Origin of the sequence: Loktanella sp. PT4BL, assembly GCF_003201935.1 — a bacterium.
GTDB lineage: Bacteria > Pseudomonadota > Alphaproteobacteria > Rhodobacterales > Rhodobacteraceae > Yoonia.
The window spans coordinates 94097-114924 of sequence record NZ_QJJL01000001.1 but is presented as its reverse complement, the minus strand read 5'-3'; the positions used below and the strand labels follow the sequence as shown (position 1 = coordinate 114924).

Annotated in this window: 21 protein-coding genes; 12 read left to right on the top strand and 9 right to left on the bottom strand. The window is 57.8% G+C overall.

From position 1 onward, the window contains the following. Window positions 1-36 precede the first annotated feature (36 nt). Genes tsaE through trxA form a run of 6 tightly spaced genes read left to right on the top strand, consistent with a single transcriptional unit; the run spans window position 37 to window position 8768 of the window. Complete coding sequence (tsaE, locus tag C7964_RS00555; protein WP_110277780.1) at window positions 37-501, top strand: tRNA (adenosine(37)-N6)-threonylcarbamoyltransferase complex ATPase subunit type 1 TsaE; 465 nt, start codon at window positions 37-39, stop codon at window positions 499-501. Beyond that, entirely contained in the window at window positions 494-1465 is a 972-nt protein-coding gene (locus C7964_RS00550) for an aminoglycoside phosphotransferase family protein (RefSeq protein WP_110277779.1), read from the top strand. Before tsaE ends, C7964_RS00550 begins: the two co-directional genes overlap by 8 nt. Continuing rightward, the gene (locus tag C7964_RS00545) at window positions 1462-2133 is read left to right on the top strand and encodes a nucleotidyltransferase family protein (RefSeq protein WP_110277778.1); all 672 of its coding nucleotides are present in this window, start codon (window positions 1462-1464) and stop codon (window positions 2131-2133) included. Before C7964_RS00550 ends, C7964_RS00545 begins: the two co-directional genes overlap by 4 nt. Then, window positions 2126-5053, top strand: a complete 2928-nt coding sequence (addB, locus tag C7964_RS00540) for a double-strand break repair protein AddB (RefSeq protein WP_110277777.1) — start codon at window positions 2126-2128, stop codon at window positions 5051-5053. The genes C7964_RS00545 and addB overlap by 8 nt, the downstream gene beginning before the upstream one ends. Then, window positions 5050-8388: a double-strand break repair helicase AddA gene (gene addA / locus C7964_RS00535; protein WP_110277776.1), complete on the top strand. Its 3339-nt coding sequence runs from the start codon at window positions 5050-5052 to the stop codon at window positions 8386-8388. Before addB ends, addA begins: the two co-directional genes overlap by 4 nt. Window positions 8389-8447: 59 nt before the next feature. After that, window positions 8448-8768 (top strand): thioredoxin, encoded by a 321-nt coding sequence (gene trxA / locus C7964_RS00530; protein WP_055295234.1) that lies wholly within the window; start codon window positions 8448-8450, stop codon window positions 8766-8768. A gap of 53 nt (window positions 8769-8821) precedes the next feature. Here trxA and C7964_RS00525 read toward each other — a convergent pair whose 3' ends face one another. Beyond that, on the bottom strand, window positions 8822-9739 hold the full coding sequence (locus tag C7964_RS00525; RefSeq protein ID WP_110277775.1) for a capsular polysaccharide export protein, LipB/KpsS family: 918 nt from the start codon (window positions 9737-9739) through the stop codon (window positions 8822-8824). 100 nt (window positions 9740-9839) lie between these two features. Between C7964_RS00525 and hslV the strand changes: the two genes are divergently transcribed. The 3 genes from hslV to hslU are packed head-to-tail and all read left to right on the top strand — an operon-like array spanning window position 9840 to window position 12766. Beyond that, on the top strand, window positions 9840-10397 hold the full coding sequence (hslV, locus tag C7964_RS00520) for an ATP-dependent protease subunit HslV (RefSeq protein WP_110277774.1): 558 nt from the start codon (window positions 9840-9842) through the stop codon (window positions 10395-10397). Beyond that, window positions 10394-11449: a hypothetical protein gene (locus C7964_RS00515; protein WP_110277773.1), complete on the top strand. Its 1056-nt coding sequence runs from the start codon at window positions 10394-10396 to the stop codon at window positions 11447-11449. The genes hslV and C7964_RS00515 overlap by 4 nt, the downstream gene beginning before the upstream one ends. 9 nt (window positions 11450-11458) lie before the next feature. Beyond that, window positions 11459-12766, top strand: coding sequence for an ATP-dependent protease ATPase subunit HslU (gene hslU / locus C7964_RS00510; protein ID WP_110277772.1), 1308 nt, complete (start codon window positions 11459-11461; stop codon window positions 12764-12766). 23 nt (window positions 12767-12789) lie between these two features. Here hslU and C7964_RS00505 read toward each other — a convergent pair whose 3' ends face one another. Beyond that, window positions 12790-13170 (bottom strand): hypothetical protein, encoded by a 381-nt coding sequence (locus tag C7964_RS00505; RefSeq protein WP_110277771.1) that lies wholly within the window; start codon window positions 13168-13170, stop codon window positions 12790-12792. A gap of 146 nt (window positions 13171-13316) precedes the next feature. Here C7964_RS00505 and C7964_RS00500 point away from each other — a divergent pair, with 146 nt between their 5' ends. After that, a complete protein-coding gene (locus C7964_RS00500) occupies window positions 13317-14552 on the top strand; it encodes an MFS transporter (RefSeq protein ID WP_110277770.1) in 1236 nt (411 codons plus the stop codon). Here C7964_RS00500 and C7964_RS00495 read toward each other — a convergent pair. From C7964_RS00495 to C7964_RS00485, 3 genes are read right to left on the bottom strand one after another with little or no spacing between them, the layout of a single operon-like run. Beyond that, window positions 14535-15122, bottom strand: a complete 588-nt coding sequence (locus tag C7964_RS00495) for a Smr/MutS family protein (protein WP_110277769.1) — start codon at window positions 15120-15122, stop codon at window positions 14535-14537. The genes C7964_RS00500 and C7964_RS00495 overlap by 18 nt on opposite strands. Continuing rightward, complete coding sequence (gene mltA / locus C7964_RS00490) at window positions 15122-16075, bottom strand: murein transglycosylase A (RefSeq protein WP_502693546.1); 954 nt, start codon at window positions 16073-16075, stop codon at window positions 15122-15124. Before mltA ends, C7964_RS00495 begins: the two co-directional genes overlap by 1 nt. Window positions 16076-16115: 40 nt before the next feature. Continuing rightward, a complete protein-coding gene (locus C7964_RS00485; RefSeq protein WP_110277768.1) occupies window positions 16116-16778 on the bottom strand; it encodes a Tim44/TimA family putative adaptor protein in 663 nt (220 codons plus the stop codon). 111 nt (window positions 16779-16889) lie between these two features. Here C7964_RS00485 and C7964_RS00480 point away from each other — a divergent pair, with 111 nt between their 5' ends. Then, entirely contained in the window at window positions 16890-17372 is a 483-nt protein-coding gene (locus tag C7964_RS00480; RefSeq protein ID WP_110277767.1) for an FxsA family protein, read from the top strand. A gap of 58 nt (window positions 17373-17430) precedes the next feature. Then, window positions 17431-17928 carry a protein-export chaperone SecB gene (gene secB, locus C7964_RS00475; RefSeq protein WP_110277766.1) on the top strand — a complete coding sequence of 166 codons (498 nt, stop codon included), beginning with the start codon at window positions 17431-17433 and terminating at the stop codon, window positions 17926-17928. Window positions 17929-17931: 3 nt separating this feature from the next. Here the strand turns inward: secB and dnaQ are convergent, their stop codons facing one another. The 4 genes from dnaQ to C7964_RS00455 are packed head-to-tail and all read right to left on the bottom strand — an operon-like array spanning window position 17932 to window position 20660. Continuing rightward, window positions 17932-18657, bottom strand: coding sequence for a DNA polymerase III subunit epsilon (dnaQ, locus tag C7964_RS00470; RefSeq protein WP_110277765.1), 726 nt, complete (start codon window positions 18655-18657; stop codon window positions 17932-17934). Continuing rightward, entirely contained in the window at window positions 18650-19240 is a 591-nt protein-coding gene (coaE, locus tag C7964_RS00465) for a dephospho-CoA kinase (protein ID WP_110277764.1), read from the bottom strand. The genes dnaQ and coaE overlap by 8 nt, the downstream gene beginning before the upstream one ends. Continuing rightward, complete coding sequence (locus tag C7964_RS00460) at window positions 19237-20064, bottom strand: shikimate dehydrogenase (protein WP_181417072.1); 828 nt, start codon at window positions 20062-20064, stop codon at window positions 19237-19239. The genes coaE and C7964_RS00460 overlap by 4 nt, the downstream gene beginning before the upstream one ends. Continuing rightward, complete coding sequence (locus C7964_RS00455) at window positions 20061-20660, bottom strand: Maf family protein (RefSeq protein ID WP_110277762.1); 600 nt, start codon at window positions 20658-20660, stop codon at window positions 20061-20063. Before C7964_RS00455 ends, C7964_RS00460 begins: the two co-directional genes overlap by 4 nt. Window positions 20661-20828: the final 168 nt, after the last annotated feature.

The window sequence follows — 20828 nt, the reverse complement described above, 5'->3', positions numbered from 1 at the left end:
GCTTGCAGGCACCGCGCAACCCCATAATGTCGGTGCATGGCCCGCACCCTGTTTGAGTTTTCCCTCGCCGATGAAGGCGCAACCGGCGCATTGGCCTCGCAAATTGCAGCACGGCTTTTGCCTGGCGATACGCTTTTGCTGACAGGTGAGATCGGGGCCGGAAAATCCGCTTTTGCGCGCGGCGTCATCCGCGCCCGACTTGGCCGGATGGAAGACGTGCCGTCACCCACCTTTACGCTGGTCCAAACCTATGAAGACCCGCGCGGCGATATCTGGCACTGTGATCTTTACCGGTTGACCCACCCTGACGAAGCGCTCGAGTTGGGGCTGGACGAGGCGTTTGAGACCGCGATCTGCCTGATCGAATGGCCGGACAGACTGGGCGATGCAGCCCCTGCCTCCGCGCTCACCCTATCCTTTGTGGCAAGCAGTGATGCGCATCACGTCACGATCAGCGGACCAGACCCGTGGCCCGAACGTCTTGAGGGCCTGCATGTCTGACCGCAACGCCCTTATCAATGATTTCCTGACTGATACTGCATGGCAGGACTGGACACACGCACCCTTGGCCGGTGATGCCTCAGCCCGACGTTATCACCGGTTATCCTCAAACGGCCAGTCGGTGATCCTGATGGATGCCCCGCCCGAGAACGGCGAAGACACTGTACCCTTCGTCGAAATCGCAACGCTGTTGCGCAAGGCGGGCTTTGCTGCCCCTGATATACTGCTGCATGATGCCAAGAATGGGCTGCTTTTGCTGAGTGACCTTGGGACAGCTGACTATGCGCAATGGTTGCGCAAAACCCCGACAGATGAGGGGAGGCTCTATCACTCTGCGACGACCGTCCTGCTAAAGCTGGAAGATCTCCCGCCACCGCCGCACCTCAAACATCTGACCCCTGCCATTGGCGCTGAGATGGTTGAGATCGTCGGCACCCACTATACCCACGCATCCGTTGCAGACCTTTGCACCGAGGTCAAAAAATCCCTCGAAGAATTCGCGCCCGAACCAACGGTGCTGGCCTTGCGCGACTATCACGCCGAAAACCTGATCTGGCGGGCAGGGAAAACAGGCATAGATCAGGTTGGTCTGCTTGATTTCCAGGATGCCTTCATCGCACCGCCCGGCTATGATCTTGCGTCGCTCTTGCGGGATGCACGGCGTGATGTGAGCCCTGCAATCGTTGAGGACATGATCACTTATTTCGGCGCACGTACCAAAGCAACAACACCATTCCGCACATCACTTGCCTGCCTTGGTGTGCAGCGCAACCTGCGCATCCTGGGCGTTTTCGCCCGCCTGGTCAGCACGCTCAACAAACCACGTTACACCGCATTCATGCCCCGCGTCTGGGCACACATCATGGAAGACCTGCAAGATCCCGCGCTGGCAACACTGCGACAGGCAGTGATAGATCTGGTCCCGGAACCCACCGCAACTCGGCTTGCGGGGCGCGCGACATGACATTGCCCATTCTCTTTTTCGCCGCTGGGCGTGGCACCCGTATGGGCCCGCTGACCAAAGACCGGCCAAAACCGCTGATCAACGTGGCCGGCAAAGCACTGATCGACCATGCGCTGGATATCGCAAACGCGGCCGCAGTCGGTCGGAAAGTCGTGAACCTGCACTACCACGGCGAGATGATCCGGCAGCATCTGGCGGGCCAGAACATCACTTTTTCTGACGAGCGTGCACAGCTTCTGGAAACAGGCGGCGGCCTCAAGAAAGCCTTGCCACTGTTGGACGCCAGTCCGGTCCTGACGATGAACACAGATGCGGTGTGGCAGGGGCCGAACCCGATCACACAGATCCTCAACGCTTGGCGCCCCGAGATGGAGGCGCTGATGCTGCTGGTCGAAAAGAAAGATGTGGTGGGCCATCTGGGCAAAGGTGATTTCGAGATCGACAAGGACGGACGGCTGAAACGCGCGCCGGAAGATATCTACACGGGTCTCCAGATTATCCGGACCGATGTGCTGGGCGAGATCACGGACACTGCGTTTTCCATGAACGCCGCATGGGACATCATCGCAGCACGCGGCGGGCTTTTTGGCACCCGCTTTGCGGGCAAATGGTGCGATGTCGGCCAGCCTGAAAGCATCCCTCTGGCCGAGGATATGCTACATGTTTGACCCCGGCAAAACCCCTCGCATCTTTGCCAGTCCCCCCGGCGTGGATTTCGCTGAAGGATTGGTTGCAGGGCTCTTGAACCGCACAGCTGGGATGGCGCCCAATGATCTGGCAAGGGTCGAAATCTACGTCAACACAACACGGATGCAGCGCCGGATCAGGGCCGTCTTTGACGCAGGGCCACCGCGCTTGTTGCCGCGCATCAGGCTGATCACAGACCTCGCCAATGATCCAGTTTCGCTTGCCTTGCCGCCAGCGGTTTCACCACTGCACAGGCGGTTGGAATTGTCCCAATTCGTGGCCAAATTGCTGGAACAGCAGCCCGATCTTGCACCGCGCGCAGCGCTCTACGATCTTTCCGACAGCCTTGCGAAACTGATGGACGAAATGCAGGGCGAGGGCGTCAACCCCGACACGATCGCCAATCTCGAAGTTGCCGACGAATCCGGCCATTGGGAACGCGCCCTCAAATTCGTCAAAATCATCACCCGCTATTTTGACGACCAGGACCAAGCGCCCGACAAAGAGGCACGCCAACGCATGGTCATCGAAACGCTGGCCGCTCGCTGGCAAGACACGCCACCCGATCATCCGGTCATCATCGCGGGCTCGACCGGATCGCGCGGCGCGACGGCGCTGTTCATGCAGGCGGTGGCGAAACTGCCGCAAGGCGCGATCATCCTGCCCGGTTTTGACTTCGATCTGCCCGCCCATGTCTGGGACGCGATGGACGATGACATGACCGCCGAGGATCACCCGCAATACCGCTTCCGCCGCTTGATGGATATCATTGGTTTCACGCAGGACGACGTCAGATCATGGTCGGTCCATCAACCTGTCCACCCCCAACGCAATGCGCTTGTGTCCCTATCGCTCCGTCCGGCACCTGTCACCGATCAATGGCTGGCTGAAGGGCCCAAGCTTGGGGATCTTCACAAAGCAACCAAAGGCCTCACACTCGTCGAGGCCGCGTCGCCACGCGCCGAGGCGGAAACCATCGCGCTGCGTCTGCGCCAGGCCGCCGAAGACGGCATCACCGCCGCGCTGATTTCCCCTGACCGTATGCTGACCCGTCAGGTCACGGCGGCCCTGGATCGCTGGAACATCAAACCCGATGACAGCGCGGGCATCCCGCTCGCGCTATCCCCGCCAGGGCGATTTCTACGCCATGTCGCAGACCTTTTCGGCAAGCCATTAACAGGAGAGGCCTTGCTGACGCTGCTGAAACATCCGCTGTGCCATTCCGAGCACCCCGACCGAGGCGATCACCTGCGCCACACCCGCGATCTGGAGTTGCACCTGCGCCGCAATGGACCCCCGTTTCCGACGGCTGATGACCTGATGACTTGGGCCAAAAACGGATCAGGGCGCGCGGAATGGAGCGCATGGCTTGCCGGTCTTGTGACAGGTCTGGACACGGTTGGCGCAAGACCACTCGCTGATCATCTCGGCGATCATCTGGCGCGCGCAGAACAACTCGCCGCTGGGCCGGAGGCCGATGGCACAGGCGGTCTTTGGGACGAGGCCGCAGGCCGCGAGGCCCGCAAGATTTGCGACAACCTGATACAGGCCGCCAGCGCCGGCGGCACTATGACCGCGCGCGATTACAGCGCCCTTTTCAGTGCCGTCATCGCCGAAGGCGTCGTACGTGACCGGGACGCTGGCCACCCCGGTATCCTGATCTGGGGCACGCTAGAGGCACGGGTGCAGGGCGTGGACTTGACGATCCTTGGCGGTATGAACGATGGCGTCTGGCCCGAAGCCCCGCCACCCGATCCGTGGCTTAATCGCGTGATGCGGGCCAAGGCAGGGTTACTGTTGCCGGAACGCCGGATCGGCCTTTCGGCACATGATTACCAGCAGGCCGTAGCAGGGCGCGAGGTCTGGATTACACGGGCGAAACGTTCGGCGGACGCGGAAACCGTCCCGTCCCGTTGGGTAAACCGGCTGACAAACCTGCTCAAAGGATTGCCCGAACAGGGCGGGGAGGACGCCCTGAAAGCCATGCGCAAAGAGGGTGATCGCTGGTGCGCAATGGCCGAAGCCCTCTCTGCGCCCAACGAGAAGACCAAACTCGAACCGCGGCCTTCGCCCTGTCCACCCATCGACGCGCGGCCCCAGAAATTTTCGGTTACGGAAATCAAAACCCTGATCCGCGATCCCTTTGCGATCTATGCCCGGAAAACTCTGCGGCTGAAGGTGCTTGACCCGCTGGTGCCCACAGCTGACGCACCTTTGCGGGGCACGCTGATCCATAAAATCCTTGAAGTTTTCATTGCCGCTGGCCATGGCCCCGATGACCGCGCTGCGCTCTTGAAAATCGCCGAAGACATGTTTGTGCAAGATTGCCCATGGCCCACAATCCGCGCGCAATGGATGGCCCGACTGGCCCGCTCCGTCGATCAGTTCCTCGCCGATGAGCGCGCGCGTCAGGCGCTGGCCCCTGACCGCTTGCTCGAAAAATTTGGCGAAATCATCGTGGCCCCGTCCGGCGTGACGCTGACCTGCAAAGCCGACCGGATTGATCTGACACCATCAGACGAAGCGTTGATCTACGACTATAAGACCGGTGCCGTGCCTACCGGCCCGCAGCAGGAAAAATTCGACAAACAACTCTTGCTCGAGGCCGCGATGGTCGAACGCGGCGCATTCAAGGATGTGGGCAAAAAACCGGTTCTGGCCGCCACATTTATTGGCGTGAACACGACAATGAAAAACAGCAACGCCCCGCTGGACAAACACCCGCCCGAACAGGTCTGGGAAGAACTCGAAGCGCTTTTCGCGGCATGGCAAGACATCAGCCGCGGCTACACCGCCCGCCTCGCGCTGTTTTCGAAGACCGACATCAGCGACTATGACCACCTGTCCCGCTTTGGCGAATGGGACACGCATGATGAACCGGCCCCGCAGGTGCTGACATGATCCGCGACGAGGCCACTCAAAGGCAGGTCGACGCCGCAAATCCCGGCACCTCGACATGGCTGTCCGCCAATGCCGGGTCGGGCAAAACCCGCGTGCTGACCGACCGTGTTGCACGGTTGTTGCTGGATAAGGTGTCGCCGCAGAATATCCTGTGCCTGACCTATACCAAGGCTGCTGCTGCCGAAATGCAGAACCGGCTGTTCCAGCGCCTTGGCGAATGGGCAATGATGCCCGAGGATGACTTGCGCCGCGCCCTGCAAACCCTTGGCATTGATCGCGCCATTGATGCCTCACAGCTGGCACAGGCACGCACCCTCTTCGCCCGCGCCATTGAAACGCCCGGTGGTCTGAAAATCCAGACCATCCACTCGTTCTGCGCAGGCGTCTTGCGGCGGTTCCCGCTCGAGGCACAGGTCAGCCCGCAATTTCGCGAGATGGAAGACCGCGCCGCTGAAATCCTCCGCGCCGAGGTGGTGGATGAAATGGTCTTGGGGCCAAGGGCAGAGGTGGTCCACAATCTGCTTGCACTGTTCACAGGCGACGATCTGGCAAAATTCACGGCCGAGATAGCGGCGAAGGGCGATCATTTCGCACAAGAGCCGGATCTTGCGCGGCTTTGCGATATCCTGGAAATACCCCAAGGCCTGACGGTCGAAACACTCTACGATGACATCTTCGACAAAGACCTGATCGCACAATTCATCGACGCCTGTGCTACCGGATCAGTCACCGACGTCAAAGCTGCCGACACCCTGCGCCCGCTGCTGTCAGGGTCCCTCTCGCCACATGAAGCGCTCGCAATCCTTGAAAATGTGTTCCTGTTCGGCGAAACCGCAGCCGCGCCCTTCGGTGCCAAGATCGGCAAACTGCCCACCAAGAAAACCCGCGAAGCAAACGCCGAACTCATGGATCAGATTGAGCCGATTATGGGGCAGGTCGAGGACATGCGCCCCTATCGCCTCGGCCTGATCGCGCTTGACCGCACCATAGCACTTTACAATTTCGCCCGCGTCTTTGTTCCCGCCTACGAGGCGCGCAAACTGGCGATGGGGATGCTTGATTTTGACGATCTGATCCGCAAAGCCAAGGCGCTTTTGACCGACCGCGATGTGGCGCAATGGGTGCTGTTCCGGCTTGATGGTGGCATCGACCATATTCTGGTGGATGAAGCACAAGACACCAGCCCCACCCAATGGGCAGTGATCGAACAACTGACCCAGGAATTCGCCACAGGCGAAGGCGCGCGCATGGACCGCGAACGCACCGTCTTCATCGTCGGTGATAAAAAGCAGTCGATCTATTCGTTCCAGGGGGCGGATCCGGCAGCCTTTGACCAGATGAAGGCCCATTTCGAAGCGACCCATGCCGCGATTTCCAAACCGTTCAACGAGACCTCGCTCGACTATTCCTTCCGTTCTTCGCAGGCCATCCTGACGGTCGTCGACAAGACCTTCACAGGTGACCGCGCGGCGGGCATGGACGACAACCTGAACCACCGCGCGTTCAAGGAAAACATGCCCGGTCGTGTTGATCTGTGGCCCGTGATCGAGAAATCCGAGGCACCACCCGACCGCGAATGGTTCAAGCCCGTCGATGAACCCAGCAGCACCGACCACACCGTCAAGATGGCCGAGCAGGTGGCGGAAAAGATCAGATATATGATCGCCCATGAAACCATCCCCGAAGAGATAGGAAACACCGGCGACTTTATCCGTCGGCCGATCACCGAGGGCGATTTCCTGATCCTCGTGCAGCGCCGGTCAGATCTTTTCGCTGAAATCATCCGCGCCTGCAAATCGGCGGGCCTGCAAATTGCGGGCGCCGACAGGCTGCGCGTGGGGGCGGAACTTGCGGTCAAGGACCTTGCGGCGGTGCTGCGGTTTCTGGCCCTGCCCGAAGACGATCTGTCACTTGCCGCCGCCCTACGGTCCCCGCTGTTCGGCTGGAGCGAGCAAGATCTTTTCACCCTCGCGCACCATCGCCCCGACAAGGCCTATCTATGGGAAACCCTGCGCAATGCGGACTACCCCGAAACGCTGGCGATCCTGAATGATCTGCGCGGCAAGGCGGATTTCCTGCGTCCTTACGACCTGATCGAACGTATCCTCACCCGCCACGACGGGCGGCGCAAGTTGCTCGCGCGGTTGGGGCCAGAGGCCGAGGACGGGATCGACGCGCTGCTGTCGCAGGCGCTCGCCTATGAAAATACCGCTGTGCCGAGCCTCACCGGGTTTTTGTCGTGGATGGACACCGATGATCTCGAAGTGAAACGCCAGATGGACAGCCAAGGCGACCAGATCCGTGTGATGACAGTGCATGGCGCAAAGGGGCTCGAGGCACCAATCGTCATTCTGCCCGATACCGCGAAACGCGATGTACAGGTCAAACAGGAAATCCTGCCAGCGGACGACCATGTCATCTGGAAGCCCTCGGCAAAATCTGCGTCCCCTGCGGTCATTGCCCTGCGCGAGGATGTCATTGCCAAACAAACCCGCGAACGCCTGCGCCTGCTTTACGTCGCAATGACCCGCGCCGAAAAATGGCTGATCGTCGGGGCAGCAGGTGACGTGGGCGAGGGTGACGCAAGTTGGTACAATATCGTCGCCGACGGCATGCGCGCCTGCGGTGACTATGACGCGAAACTGGGCGATCTTAAGTTACGCCGCGTGTCAGAACTGACATGGGATGCGCCCGCCCTGCAGGAAAAGTCACCCGTCAAGAAAACGCAGGTTACGCCGCCCGCATTCGGTGAACTCCTCGTTCCGGCACAGACCAAGACCATCTCGCCTTCTGAACTGAAAGGCGACAAGATCTTCCAAGGCGATCCAGCGGGCGACAACGAAGAAGACGCGATGGAGCGCGGCACGCAGATCCATAAGCTTCTCGAGCATCTGCCGATGGCCGCCCCAGCAGACAGGCACGCCCTTGGTCTGCAACTTTTGCAAAATGATGACACGGCCTTGGTCGCAGAGGTGATGGCACTGATCGACAACCCTGATCTGGCTTGGATCTGGGGCGCTGATGCCTTGAACGAGGTCGATATCACCGCCGACATTCCCCAACTTGGCCGCATCCACGGCACAATCGACCGTCTGCTGATCGGGCCGGATACAATCACGGCGATCGACTATAAATCGAACCGCCTGGTACCGACAAAGCCTGAGGATACGCCCATCGGTCTTGCGCGCCAACTTGCCGCCTATGACAGCGCGCTCCGGCAAATCTATCCCGATCATACAATCAGGACCGCTATTCTCTGGACCCACACGGGAACATTGACCACTTTGTCCCAAGAGCATCTTCACGAAGCCCTGAACACGCTTGCGACATCTTGACCATCGCGGGCAGGGTACCTAGTTTCCCACTTCAACGCATTTCGCCAAGGAGCACCCCAATGGCAACCGTAGCAGTAACCGACGCAACCTTTGACGCCGAAGTCCGCCAGTCCGATATCCCCGTTGTTGTGGATTTCTGGGCAGAATGGTGTGGCCCTTGCAAACAGATCGGCCCCGCTCTGGAAGAGCTGTCAGCCGAAATGGAAGGCCGCGTGAAGATCGTCAAAGTGAACGTGGACGAAAACCCCAATTCACCCGCGCAGATGGGCGTGCGCGGCATTCCTGCGCTTTTCGTCTTCAAGAACGGTGAAGTTGTCTCGAACAAAGCGGGCGCGGCACCCAAGGCAGCGATTCAAGGCTGGATCGAAGAGTCGATCTAAGCACTTCGCGTATCAGATATCAAAGGGCGTCCCATGCGGGCGCCTTTTTTCGTTCAAACAGGCCAACCATGGCCGCGCAACACATTGCGGATCTTCTTGGCTGCCTCTGGCCTGCCTGCATTGATGGCGCGCTGCTGGAGGAACCAGAAAAGATAGGCCGCAAAATCCGGCCTGTAGCCATGGACCAGATCAAACGCGCTTTCGACACCAATATCAGCCACATTCAGCGCGATATGATGAAAGTCTGATTTCCCGAACAGAATGAGCGGTTTGCCAAAGAAATACCCCTCAAATCCAACAGCCGAATTCTGCGTGACGATGTAATCGCAATTTTTCAAATTCTGGTTTGTGCCTTGTTCGTCAAGCGTGAGGCGATCTTCCCTCGCGACCAGCGCTGCAAGGGCATGGCGCTCTTCTGCAGAATATGTCTCGGACGGATGCAGCGTCACGACGATATGTTTGTTCGGCTCTTCCTCAAGGACCGTTTTGACCATCTCCAAAGGGCTACAGGTTTGAAAAGACCGCCGGCGCAAAAGCTGCCCCTGCAAGGGCACATAGACAAAGCCGTCCTGACGGGCATTCAGCGGAGCCTCATCAAATAGACGTTGCCGCCAGAACCGGTAGAAATTTGCGGCCTTGCGCGGATCAACAGCAGCCGGATCGAACCGCTCTTTCGCAACAGGCCATTCCCAACGCTCGGCCTCTTTCTCGATATGCCAGAACGGATAGATATAGGTTTTGCGAAACGTCAGACCGCGCCCGTTCGCTGGCGGGTCCATCAGGTAGAGCCCGCGCCCCGGCCGCGCCTTGGCACGCAGGCGCGCAAAATCATCGTCGTCGTCAAAAGCAACCGAAAGCCCAGCGCCGCTGAGCACCTCGCCCACCTTCCTGATAAAATTGTGATTGCCGCGCTCGGCCTGATTGCGCAGCTGCAATGGTAGGTAAAAGGTCACGGTGTCACGGGCGCTCATGCGGCGAAAGCTAGCCGCGCCTGTGGGCAGGAACAAGCCATGCGGGGTTGTTTGCCCGCATTTGGCCCGCCATATATGCAAAAGCGACAAGGAGCAGATGATGGCAAGTGAAGAATTTCCCGGCTGGCACGGAACGACAATCATCGGTGTCCGCAAGGGCGGGCAGGTTGTGATTGCCGGTGATGGCCAAGTCAGCCTTGGACAGACCGTCATCAAAGGGACCGCGCGCAAGGTGCGGCGCTTGTCACCCGGCGGGCAGGACGTGATCTGCGGTTTTGCCGGATCAACGGCAGATGCCTTTACCCTGCTTGAACGTCTGGAAAAGAAACTCGAAGCCACCCCCGGTCAACTGGCGCGCGCGAGCGTTGAACTGGCCAAGGACTGGCGCACCGACAAATACCTGCAAAAGCTCGAGGCGATGCTGATCGTCAGCGACGGATCCGAGCTTTTCGTGATTACCGGCGCCGGTGATGTGCTGGAACCGGAACATGATATCGCCGCCATCGGATCAGGCGGCAACTATGCGCTGGCCGCTGGTCGCGCCTTGATGGGCACCGACAAAGATGCCGAAACCATCGCGCGCGAAGCCATGGCGATTGCCGCTGATATCTGTGTTTACACCAATGGCAACCTGACGGTTGAAGCCATTAAACGATGATCGAACGCGACGATCTCCGCGCCGCGGTCGCGAGTGGTTTGTTATCTGAAAAGCAGGCCGCAGACCTGATCAGCCTGTCTGACAGCCGCCGTGGCGCGCGCGAAAACCTGAACCCGGGTGATGAACCCTTTGAGCTTTTCAAAGGGTTCAACGAGATTTTCATCGTTGTCGGGCTATTGATACTGTCGTCCGGCTGGTGGGGTGTCTCCGCGCTCGTTTTCAACGATCGGGTCGTCAACCTGCAAGATTTTGCCATGTGGTCTTCGCTATTGGCCGGTGTGCTGTTGTGGCTCTTGTCCGAATATTTTGTGCGCAAAAGACGCATGGTCGCGCCGGCCATTGCATTGTCAGTGATGTTCGCCAGCAACGCCGCCTTTGGCTTTGTCGCAGTGCTGTCCGAACCCTTTATGATCGCCCAGAACGACTATTCCAGCATTCCCTTCCCGCTGTTTCTCGCCACGCTTTCGCTCGCAGTTTACTGGTGGCGCTTCCGCGTCCCCTTCGCGATGGCAATGATCGCACTGGGGCTTTTCGCCGTCGCCATCGTCTTTGCCGCCAGCCGCGAAGGACGCATCGCAGACCTGAGCGAATTCTTCCTGCTCTCGGCTGGCGGACCTTTTGCCTGGATCACGCTGGTGCTGGGGATCGTGGTCTTTGCCGTCGCCATGATGTTCGATATGAGCGATCCGCACCGCGTCACCCGCCGTTCGGCAAACGGGTTCTGGCTGCATATGGTTGCCGCACCCGCGCTGGTGAATACCATGGCGCTTTCGCTTCTTGACCAGTCAAACCTGATCCTTCTCGCCGTTCTTGCGATGTTTGCTATCGTCGCAATCGTCATCGACCGCCGGTCGTTCCTGATTGCCGCGATCGGGTATATCGTCGCCCTTGGGGCCACTGTTTTTGACGGTGCCGGCACAGCGCCGACCATCCTGATCCTCGGCATCGTCCTGCTTCTTCTTGGTGCATTCTGGGAACGTATCCGCGCACGCATCCTGCGCGTGATGCCCGGATTTATCCCGTTGCACCGTCTTCCCCCTTCTCAAGTTTAAGGCTCATCCATGACTGACCTCACGCCTCGCGAAATCGTCTCCGAACTTGACCGCTTCATCATCGGCCAGAAAGATGCCAAACGCGCCGTTGCTGTCGCCCTGCGCAATCGTTGGCGTCGCAAGCAATTGGGCGATGACTTGCGCGATGAGGTTTACCCCAAAAATATCCTGATGATCGGACCAACCGGTGTGGGCAAAACCGAAATCTCGCGCCGTTTGGCAAAACTGGCGCGCGCGCCATTCCTGAAAGTCGAGGCGACGAAATTCACCGAAGTCGGCTATGTTGGCCGTGATGTCGAACAGATCATCCGCGATCTGGTCGATACCGCAATCATCGACACCCGCGAGCATATGCGCGAAGACGTCAAAACCAAAGCGCGTGCTGCCGCCGAAGAACGGGTGATTACCGCAGTTGCAGGCACCGATGCGCGCGAAGGCACGCGCGAGATGTTCCGCCGCAAACTCAAATCAGGCGAACTTGACGACACGATCATCGAACTTGAACTGACCGACAATTCCAACCCCATGGGCGGTTTCGAAATCCCCGGCCAGCCCGGCGGCATGGGCGGTATGATGAACCTTGGCGAACTGTTCGGCAAAGCCATGGGTGGCCGCACTGTCAAAAAGCAAATGACTGTCGCTGATAGCTATGATGCGCTGATCGCAGATGAAGCTGACAAGTTGCTGGACGATGAAACCGTCACCAAAGCCGCACTTGAAGCGGTCGAACAGAACGGCATCGTCTTTCTGGACGAAATCGACAAGGTTTGCGCCCGCGCCGATGCGCGCGGTGCTGATGTATCCCGCGAAGGTGTCCAGCGTGATCTGCTGCCCTTGATCGAAGGCACGACAGTTTCCACCAAACACGGGCCGATCAAAACCGACCATATCCTGTTCATCGCCTCTGGCGCGTTCCACGTGGCGAAGCCCTCTGATCTGTTGCCCGAACTGCAAGGCCGCCTGCCCATCCGCGTTGAACTGCGTGCACTGACCGAGGATGATTTCGTGCGCATTCTGACCGAAACGGATAACGCGCTAACACTGCAATACGCCGCCTTGATGAAGACCGAAGAGGTCACCGTGACCTTCACCGAAGACGGGATCAAAGCACTGGCCAAGATCGCCGCCGAGGTCAACGAATCCGTCGAAAACATCGGCGCACGCCGCTTGTACACCGTGATCGAACGGGTATTCGAGGACCTGTCCTTTAACGCACCAGACCGCGCTGGTGACGAAATCGCAGTAGATGCAGCCTTTGTTGAAAAGCATCTGGGTGAGTTGTCACGGTCACTCGATATCAGCCGCTACGTGCTTTGATGCCAGCAATCAACGGGTGGGCTCTAACCGCCCCGTTTCCAGGTCATGTAGTCTTCGACCAAGTTGGCATAGACTGGCTCTGCCCGGTCCCAAAGGAACAACCAGATAAGAAACGCAGCAATTGCCCAGTTGATGATCGAAATGATCAGGTTGCGCAGACTTGCGAGTTCATAAAAACACTCTGAATCGAGATCGACCCTGAACCAGATATCATCAATGGAAAAAGCGTCGCGGAAAAAGAGATCCGATTTGGATTGTGCGCGATAGCGTTCATAACGGGAAATCCCGCGCGCAGGGTTCCCCCTGGGGGCAAAGGGCCGCCAGAGACCTCTGAAGACATGGCCGATAATCCCTGCCAGAATGACAAACGCGGGCAAGGCCATATAGTATTCAAAGTCGGTCATGGTCATGTATCTCGCAAGATGCGGCGCGTTCTGACACGACCATAACAAAAACGCCGTTTCGTTTCATACAAAATCTGGCGGCCTAATTTGCGGGTATAGCGAAGTTTCTCCTTCCAAACGCCTGACAGTCAGATCATCAAAGGCGCATGAACCGACAACCCACTTACTTCCGCTTCATCCGCGAAAACTTCCCGTTCCTTGCAACGGGATTTTTGTTGTCGTTTCTGTCCAGCTTTGGCCAGACATTTTTTATCTCGATCTTTGGCGGTGAAATTCGCGAAGCCTACGGGCTGACCAACGGTGAATGGGGGCTGACCTATATGATCGGCACAGGTGCCTCGGCGGTGGTGATGGTCTTTGCGGGCGGTCTGGCTGACAGGTTTCGGGTGCGGACATTGGGGATCGTCGTCGTCCTGCTACTTGCGTCCGCCTGCCTGTTCATGGCCTTCAATAGCATTGTCGCGCTGCTGCCTTTCGTGATTTTCGCGCTGCGTTTCACAGGCCAAGGCATGACCACCCATGTCGCCACTGTCGCCATGTCCCGCTGGTTTATTGCCACGCGCGGCCGCGCGCTGGCAGTCGCTGCCTTTGGCTTTATGCTGGGCGAGGCCGCATTGCCGCTGACAATGGTCTGGCTCAAATCCATGATTGAGTGGCGGACACTCTGGGTCTGTTTCGCCGTTTTCTGTGTGTTGGCCTGCTTTGTGCTTTACCGCCTTCTCCGCCTCGAGCGCACACCGCAGGCCATGGCTGAAATCACGCAATCCACAGGTATGAACGGGCGGCATTGGACACGCAGCGATGCGCTGCGCCATCCACTGTTCTGGGCCATGGTGCCGGCGGTGATGTCATTCTCCGGATTCGGGACAGCATTCTGGTTTCACCAGGTCCATTTTGCGGAAATCAAAGGCTGGTCGCATCTGGCGCTCGTCTCGGTCTTTCCTTTGGGCACCGCAGCACTTCTCATCTCGACCATCGGCTACGGCTGGGCGGTCGACCGTTTCGGCGCAACGCGGCTATTGCCGATTTACCTGATCCCGCTGGTGATCGCCTTCATCCTGCATTGGTACGCGCCGTCACTGGGTTGGACTGCATTAGCGGTCATCCTGATGGGGGTCGCGGGCGGCGGGCAGGCGACTTTGCTGAACGCTTGCTGGGCAGAATTCTATGGCACTCGGCACATAGGCGCGATCAAGGCAGCGGCAGCGGCTTTGATGGTGCTCGGCTCAGCCATCGGGCCAGGTTTAAGCGGTTGGTTGATTGACCAGGGTGTCGGATTTGAACAACAACAACTGGGCTATGCCGCAACCTTTGCTTTCGCAGCCCTCGTCCTGATCATCCCGACCAGCAAAGCGCGACAGGCTTTAGCGGTTTCGCTTTAAATACACGTAATAGGCACCATGGCCGCCGTGTCTGATATGCGCTGGCGTCACCTGCAAAATCGCCTGCGACAATGGTGGCAGCGCAAGCCATTGGGGCACCTGATGCCTTAAGACGCCATACCGTGTCGGGATCGGCCCGCCATCATCACGGTCTTTCCCTTTCCCGGTAATCACCAGAACCAAACGCCGCCCCTGCAATTGCGACCCAAGGATAAAAGATACCAACGCCGGATGTGCCTGCGCCATCGTCATGCCGTGCAGGTCAATCCGGCCTTCCGGTTTCAGCTTGCCACGCTTCATTTTCCCGAAAGACTTGTTGTCCATATTGACGGGCGAGGCGGCCAAACGCTCTACAAGCGGGCGCATGATGTCATGGGGGCGGGCGGCGTTTGTTTTTTGGCCGACGCGGAAATCCGGCACAGGTTCGCGGATATCATCAGGTTTGGGTTTAGGTTTTGGCGCCAACTCTGGCGCACGCGTTTTGCGCTTGGGATCAAGCGGTGTGGCGCGTTCTGCCACGCGATCCCAGAGTGCACGTTCTTCGGATGAAAGGTGCCGTGGTTTGCGCATCAACTTACCACCAACTGCACGGGCAATAACACAATCATCCGCCCGCCATCCTTGATCCGGCCAGCCTGCACACCTGCATCTGGACCAGTCCCGAAAAAGATATCCGCCCGTTGCGCACCCTTGATCGCGCCACCGGTATCTTGGGCAATCACCAAACGCTGCATGGGGGTAGCTCCGTCCTTTTCAATCCAGACAGGCGCACCAAGCGGCACAAAGGCAGGATCAACTGCGATAGACCTGCCAGCGGTAATGGACCGGTTCATTGTTCCCAAGGGTCCTTGATGGGCAAGGACTTCGCTGACCTCGCGAAAAAAAACATAGCTTTCGTTTTCCAGCAAAAGCGCACGGCCCACTTCACCGTTCGCCTGCACCCAATCGCTGATAGCATCAGCTGAAACCTGATCCGGCCCGAACACCCCACGCGCCACCAAGAGCTTGCCAATCGAGGTATAGGGCCGCCCATTCTTTCCACCAAACCCGACACGCATCATGCTGCCGTCGGGCAGACGAATGCGGCCGGACCCCTGCACCTGAAGAAAGAACACATCAACAGGGTCTGTCAGCCAGGCTAGTTCAAGCCCACGATCTGCCAGAACCCCGTCTTGCTCTATTTCGCGGCGCGAATAGTTGAGGTCGTCCGGCCTGGTATAAATCGGATAGCGATAAGATTCACCGCGTTCGCGCGATCCGGTCAGTTCGGGCTCATAATATCCGGTGAACAGCGTTGCATTCCCGTCTTCAATCAAAACAGGACGGAAGAATTCCTCAAAGAACGCACGCGGCGCGGGGCCAGTGCGGGCAATGTCATTTAGCGTTGCCCACTCGGGACCATCCATATCGTCACAGGTGGTCTTGAAAACATCAAAGGCGGCCTGATGATTATCATCACGCCACCCTTTCAGCTGATCAAACGTCAGCGCGGTATATGTTTTTTCCGCCATCGCACCGCCCATCGGCTTGCAGGGTCAGGCAACTACCAGACCCTGCAAGGGGTTAATCACCCGTGGCAACCAGCCGCCAATTCGGATCGCCAGAATCCATTTTGCGGGCAAAGGTCCATGTATCTTTCTGGCGTTTGATCTCTTTCTCGCTGCCTTCGATAATATCGCCCGCGCTGTCACGCACGATAGAGGTCATCTCGCTCTTGAATTGTACGGAAACCTCGGCCTCGTTCGTGGCATCGTCAAATTCGGCGGCAACCAGTTTCATATCACTGATACCGATGAACTTGGCTTCAATAGTCAGGCCTTGACGCTGGCGTTCATCAACGACAGACGCGAATGCTTCGTAAACATCTTCGGAAATAAACGGCACGATCTCATCGAGATCGCCTCTTTCAAAGGCCATCAGGATCATCTCATAGGCGCCACGCGCACCGCCCAGAAACTCGCTTACGTTGAACGACGGATCAACGCGCTTCATGCTGGCCAATGCCTTGGCTGAAACAGAACCTTCGTCAACATGATCCGTAATATCCAGATCAGGGCCACCTTCGATCACGTCGAATTCCGGCTTGCCGATACGGCTTGACGGTTCCGGCCGTGCAACGGGCGGTTTTTCAAAACCTTCGCGCGTGCCAAGAACACCGCGCAGACGCAAAATCAAGAAAACAGCGATGCCGGCTAGCACCAAGAGCTGAATAATCGGAGAGTTCATCGGGACCTCGTTCAGGGGAAGGCATGGAAACACGCCCATTCGTTCCCTATGTAGGTCGCAGGCAGGCCCAAGTCCACCTTAGGCCCACACATGTTATGAAAGGCACGTATAATGTGGCTGTTAATTGCGTTTATCGCAGTCCCGATGATCGAAATTGCGCTGTTTATACAGGTCGGCGGCCTGATCGGCGTGTGGTGGACCCTCTTGATTGTCCTTCTGACGGCGATCACCGGATCTTATCTGGTCCGTAGTCAGGGCCTTCGCGAGTTGGGGAACCTGCAGAGATCATTCTCAGAACTCGACGACCCGACCGAACCGCTGGCCCACGGCGCGATGATCCTTTTTGCCGGGGCGTTACTTCTGACACCGGGGTTTTTTACCGATGTCGTGGGTCTTTCGCTTCTTGTCCCAAGCGTCAGGCGCGCCGCTTTCGTTTGGGCCAAATCCCGCATGAATGTACAGCGCTTTGAAATGGGCGAGACCCCGCACCACCGCCCGCGGCAACCAAATGACCGTGTAATCGACGGTGAATTCGAAGACGTCACACCGCAGAAGAATAGGCCTGAGGGCCCCTCAAACTGGACACGGGATTGAGCCTGCGCTTCTAGGCTGCTAGGAACGCGCCAACCTTATTCAACTGGAGCAGTTTCCAATGTCCGATACACCTGAAAACGGTGCCGCCGCCCAACCCGCCGCCGCCCAAGTCACCAACCGTATTCTCGCGCAGTATATCCGCGACATGTCGTTCGAAAATATTCTGGCGCAAAAGGGTGTCACAGGTGACGCACAGCCAGAGATTCAGGTGCAGGTGAACCTTGATGCACGCAAGCGTGGCACAGAAAACCAGTACGAAGTGATCACAAAGCTGAACATCACCAGCAAGACCAAGGAAAAAGGCGATCCGCTTTTTGTTCTTGAACTTGAGTACGCTGGCGTTTTCCTCGTGCAAGGCGTTCCGGAAGAGCAGATGCACCCCTTCCTTCTGATAGAGTGCCCGCGCCTGACATTCCCGTTCCTGCGCCGGATTGTCAGCGACGTCACACGTGACGGGGGCTTCCCGCCACTGAACCTTGATACGATTGATTTCCTTGCGCTTTACCGCTCCGAGCTGGCCCGCCGGACAGAAGCCGAAAAAGCAAAAGCCAACTAGGCCCTAGTTTTTCCAGATCGCGCCGTCGCCCAGCTTTTCGATGAAAGCAGCATGGGCGGCGGCTTCTTCTTTTGTGATCCGTGGTGCAAGCGGTTCCTGACGCGGCATCGGGCGCCAATCATCTGCTGCGCCACCTGCGTTTCGGCTGCGAGTATCTGCCGCCAATGCAAAATCCGGCTGACGTCCGCCGATCAGCTCCAGATAGACTTCTGCCAAGATCTCACTATCCAAGAGCGCGCCGTGCAAAGTGCGCGAGCTGTTGTCGATCGCAAAGCGCCGGCACAGCGCATCCAAGGACGCAGGCGAGCCCGGAAATTTGCGGCGTGCAATAGCAAGCGTATCAACAGCCTGATCCATCGGCAGAAGCGGACGATTGAGCCAGCCCAGTTCGGCATTGAGAAATTTCATATCGAATGCGGCGTTATGAATCACGAGCTTCGCGTCACCGATAAAATCCACGAAATCCTGCGCAATATCCTTGAAAATCGGCTTGTCGCGCAACGTTTCTTGCCCCGGTTTAGGCTCTTGCGGCGGCTCCAGCAGATCGGGACCAATGCCGTGCACGCCAAAAGCCTCAATCGGCATCGACCGCTGGGGGTTGATATATTGATGGTATGTGCGGCCCGTCGGGACGTGGCCCATAAGTTCAACTGCACCAATTTCGACAATGCGGTCGCCCTCATGGGGTTCAAAACCGGTGGTTTCCGTATCAAGTACGATTTCACGCATCTGTTCGCCCTGTCAGTTTCGCGATCAGGTGTCGCACGGCCTGTCGGGTGTCGTCCAGTGTCAGGGTTTCGATAATGTGGTCCGCACAGGCCCGTTTTTCAGCATCCGGCATTTGGCGTTCCAAAATCCTTTGAAACTGGCTTTCGGTCATACCCGGGCGGGCCATGACGCGTTCTCTTTGCACATCGGCGGGGGCTGTGACGACAAGAACAGAGGACAGCCAGTTCTGTGCACTGGTTTCAAAAAGCAGCGGGATATCCAGAACGACCAATGGGTCAGTATGGGAGGCAAGAAACGCCGCGCGGTGTTCTGCGACCAGAGGATGCACGATCTCTTCGAGTTTTCCCATGACGCTGAGATCATCTGCGATCATTTCTTTCAACCGCTCGCGGCTGACATGACCGTCCTCAATCGCTTCGGGTAATGCGGCGCTGATGGGGCCAACCGCCGCGCCACCTTTGGCGTAGAGCGCATGTACCGCTTCGTCGGCGTCCCAAACGGGGATCCCTTCATCACGAAACATCTGGGCTGTTGTAGATTTTCCCATTCCAATTGAACCGGTTAATCCCAACAGATGCGTCATGCGAGGACCGCCGCGCGGGTGGCGTCATCTACGTCGGGTCTTTGCCCGAACCATCGTTCAAAGCCAGGCACACCCTGATGCAACAACATCCCAAGGCCATCAACCGTTCGGGCACCTTTGGCCTCGGCCGCTTTGAGAAACGGTGTCCGCAAAGGATTATACACAATGTCGGTCACGACCGCGTCTTTCGAGAGCGCATCAAGCGATACTTTGAATTCCTGCGCGCCAACCATACCAAGCGATGTGGTATTGATCACGGTTTTGGCGCCATCAAGCATCTGATCGGCCTGCACCCAATCCACGACCGACACACGGGCACCGAAATCGGCGCGCAAGGCCTCGGCTTTGGGGCGGGTCCGGTTTGCAATAATGATTTCGGGAACACCCGCGTCAGCAAGGGCCACAATGATCGCACGGGCAGCACCACCTGCCCCGAAAATGGCGGCCGGGCCTGCCTTGGGGTCCCAATCCGGCGCGCCCTGACGGACATTTGCCATGAAACCATAGCCATCGGTGTTATCTGCAAAAATACGGCCATCTTCCTTGAAAATAAGGGTATTGGCCGCACCAATCAAAGTGGCTCGGTCTGTGATCTGATCGGCATATTGCATCACGCTGACTTTGTGCGGCAGGGTGACATTCGCGCCGATAAATCCCTGCTTTGGAAGATCACGGAGCGTAGTTTCAAGCGCGTCTTCTGTCACCTGCAGGGCGGTATACTCACCTTCAATGTCGTAACGTTCGAGCCAATAGCTATGGAGCTTTGGCGAAAGCGAATGACTGATCGGATTGCCGATGACACCGGCGCGAGGAATACTGGTCATGAGGGTAATGTTCCGCGAAGTGTCAGATATGACAAGAGTTCTAAGAGTGGCAAACCGAGGACAGTGAAATAATCTCCTTCAATGCGTGTAAAAAGTCGCACTCCTTCTTCTTCAAGCTTATAGGCGCCGACAGAATGGCGGATACTGTCCCAGTTCCGGTCGACATAATCCGCAAGATAGGTGTCGGACGCGTCACGCATATGCAGTCGGACGATACCGACATGACGCCAAAGCGGTTTTCCTTCACCATAGATCACGGCGGCAGACAAAAGCTGGTGTTTTTGACCGCGAAGGGACTGAAGTTGCGACAGGGCCTCGGCGGGTGTTTCGGGCTTGTTGAAGATTTGCGGGCCTAGCGCAAGAACTTGATCGCAGCCGATCACCAGGGCATCAGGGTGACGCGCCGCGACACGCTGGGCTTTCAACTCTGCCAGCGTATCGGCAATATCGCGGGGGCTGGCAGTTTCGGCCAAAAGGGATGCACGCACTGCTTCCTCATCGACGCGGGCAACGGAAACATCAAAATCGAGGCCTGCGTTTGTGAGCAATTGCGCGCGGATTTCCGAGCCTGATGCAAGAATGATCTGGTCGCTCATGTGGATAACCTTTTGGACAAGTCTTGTGTCACCGTGAGGATTGATACGGGCATAACTAGCAGGCTGCAGCGTTTTGTGTAGAACAGACCTGTCCCAAATTGCACCACAGGGTTTTTTCCACGGTGGGTATGAATAAGTCGGGCCTGTGGAAGAATCGCGTTGAAGAGA

Coding starts and splice junctions, on each gene's coding strand:
- tsaE (WP_110277780.1), top strand. CDS start 37: ATGGCCCGCACCCTGTTTGAGTTTTCCCTCGCCGATGAAGGCGCAACC.
- C7964_RS00550 (WP_110277779.1), top strand. CDS start 494: ATGTCTGACCGCAACGCCCTTATCAATGATTTCCTGACTGATACTGCA.
- C7964_RS00545 (WP_110277778.1), top strand. CDS start 1,462: ATGACATTGCCCATTCTCTTTTTCGCCGCTGGGCGTGGCACCCGTATG.
- addB (WP_110277777.1), top strand. CDS start 2,126: ATGTTTGACCCCGGCAAAACCCCTCGCATCTTTGCCAGTCCCCCCGGC.
- addA (WP_110277776.1), top strand. CDS start 5,050: ATGATCCGCGACGAGGCCACTCAAAGGCAGGTCGACGCCGCAAATCCC.
- trxA (WP_055295234.1), top strand. CDS start 8,448: ATGGCAACCGTAGCAGTAACCGACGCAACCTTTGACGCCGAAGTCCGC.
- C7964_RS00525 (WP_110277775.1), bottom strand. CDS start 9,739: ATGAGCGCCCGTGACACCGTGACCTTTTACCTACCATTGCAGCTGCGC.
- hslV (WP_110277774.1), top strand. CDS start 9,840: ATGGCAAGTGAAGAATTTCCCGGCTGGCACGGAACGACAATCATCGGT.
- C7964_RS00515 (WP_110277773.1), top strand. CDS start 10,394: ATGATCGAACGCGACGATCTCCGCGCCGCGGTCGCGAGTGGTTTGTTA.
- hslU (WP_110277772.1), top strand. CDS start 11,459: ATGACTGACCTCACGCCTCGCGAAATCGTCTCCGAACTTGACCGCTTC.
- C7964_RS00505 (WP_110277771.1), bottom strand. CDS start 13,170: ATGACCGACTTTGAATACTATATGGCCTTGCCCGCGTTTGTCATTCTG.
- C7964_RS00500 (WP_110277770.1), top strand. CDS start 13,317: ATGAACCGACAACCCACTTACTTCCGCTTCATCCGCGAAAACTTCCCG.
- C7964_RS00495 (WP_110277769.1), bottom strand. CDS start 15,122: ATGCGCAAACCACGGCACCTTTCATCCGAAGAACGTGCACTCTGGGAT.
- mltA (WP_502693546.1), bottom strand. CDS start 16,075: ATGGGCGGTGCGATGGCGGAAAAAACATATACCGCGCTGACGTTTGAT.
- C7964_RS00485 (WP_110277768.1), bottom strand. CDS start 16,778: ATGAACTCTCCGATTATTCAGCTCTTGGTGCTAGCCGGCATCGCTGTT.
- C7964_RS00480 (WP_110277767.1), top strand. CDS start 16,890: ATGTGGCTGTTAATTGCGTTTATCGCAGTCCCGATGATCGAAATTGCG.
- secB (WP_110277766.1), top strand. CDS start 17,431: ATGTCCGATACACCTGAAAACGGTGCCGCCGCCCAACCCGCCGCCGCC.
- dnaQ (WP_110277765.1), bottom strand. CDS start 18,657: ATGCGTGAAATCGTACTTGATACGGAAACCACCGGTTTTGAACCCCAT.
- coaE (WP_110277764.1), bottom strand. CDS start 19,240: ATGACGCATCTGTTGGGATTAACCGGTTCAATTGGAATGGGAAAATCT.
- C7964_RS00460 (WP_181417072.1), bottom strand. CDS start 20,064: ATGACCAGTATTCCTCGCGCCGGTGTCATCGGCAATCCGATCAGTCAT.
- C7964_RS00455 (WP_110277762.1), bottom strand. CDS start 20,660: ATGAGCGACCAGATCATTCTTGCATCAGGCTCGGAAATCCGCGCGCAA.